Source organism: Thiohalocapsa sp., from assembly GCF_019695415.1.
Taxonomy (GTDB): domain Bacteria; phylum Pseudomonadota; class Gammaproteobacteria; order Chromatiales; family Chromatiaceae; genus Thiohalocapsa.
This window is the reverse complement of record NZ_JAIFKJ010000628.1, coordinates 1,600-2,515: the sequence shown is the minus strand read 5'-3', so window position 1 is coordinate 2,515 and position 916 is coordinate 1,600. Positions and strand designations below refer to the sequence as shown.

At 63.1% G+C, this 916-nt stretch carries 2 protein-coding genes; both read left to right on the top strand.

Annotated features, from left to right (window positions below):
- Nucleotides 1-282 precede the first annotated feature (282 nt).
- A complete protein-coding gene (rplU, locus tag I6U14_RS17170; RefSeq protein WP_296900948.1) occupies nucleotides 283-627 on the top strand; it encodes a 50S ribosomal protein L21 in 345 nt (114 codons plus the stop codon).
- Nucleotides 628-632: 5 nt separating this feature from the next.
- Nucleotides 633-890: a 50S ribosomal protein L27 gene (gene rpmA, locus I6U14_RS17165; protein ID WP_296900946.1), complete on the top strand. Its 258-nt coding sequence runs from the start codon at nucleotides 633-635 to the stop codon at nucleotides 888-890.
- Nucleotides 891-916 lie beyond the last annotated feature (26 nt).

The window sequence follows — 916 nt, the reverse complement described above, 5'->3', positions numbered from 1 at the left end:
GCCAGGTCGTCCGGGCCCGCCACCGCGTCGGCTTCTACCTGACTAGCCCCGCTCCCGCCTTTTGACGCAAGCCCATGCACGACTTCATACTGGTGGGTCTTGAATGAAGCGCTGCCTTTCGCCGGTCGGTCCTTGCGCGGTGCACACCCTGCGCGATGCGATCGCTGAGGGCGCCGCGCTTCTTCTCGGTCGCGATCGATCGCGCTCCAACCAATTCTTTGCCGATACGAGCTTGCGCGCGCCCCAAGCCGCGACCGTGTCGTTTGTGGGGTCAACGGACATATGTACGCAGTGATCGAAACGGGCGGTAAGCAGTACCGCGTCGCCGAGGGCGACAAACTGCGCGTCGAAAAGCTCGACGCGGAAGCTGGCACCAGTGTCAATCTCGATAAGGTGTTGATGATCGCCGACGGCGGCACCGTCAAGGTCGGCAAGCCTTTCATCGAGGGCGGGACAGTTACCGCGGAGGTCGCCGGCCACGCTCGCGGCGACAAGGTGAAGATCATCAAGTTCCGTCGCCGCAAGCACCACATGAAGCGTCAGGGGCACCGGCAGTGGTTCACTGAGCTGAAGATCACCAGTATCAGCGGCGCCGGCACAGCGCCCGCCGGCAGCGACGAGGCATAAACACCATGGCACATAAAAAAGCAGGCGGCAGCTCCCGCAACGGTCGCGATTCCGAATCCAAACGCCTGGGCGTGAAGCTCTTCGGAGGTCAGCGGATCCGTGCCGGCGGAATCATCGTGCGTCAGCGCGGCACGAAAGTTCACAATGGCGTGAACGTCGGGTGTGGCCATGACCATACCCTGTTCGCCCTCGCCGACGGTGTGGTCAAGTTCGAGGTGACGGGTCCGAAGAACCGCAAGTACGTGAGCGTTAAAGCCGCCTGACGGCGGCACGCATCGGCGTAACCGGG

Bases quoted from the DNA above. Each gene is read 5' to 3' on its own strand.
- rplU (WP_296900948.1), top strand. From the start codon at position 283: ATGTACGCAGTGATCGAAACGGGCGGTAAGCAGTACCGCGTCGCCGAG.
- rpmA (WP_296900946.1), top strand. From the start codon at position 633: ATGGCACATAAAAAAGCAGGCGGCAGCTCCCGCAACGGTCGCGATTCC.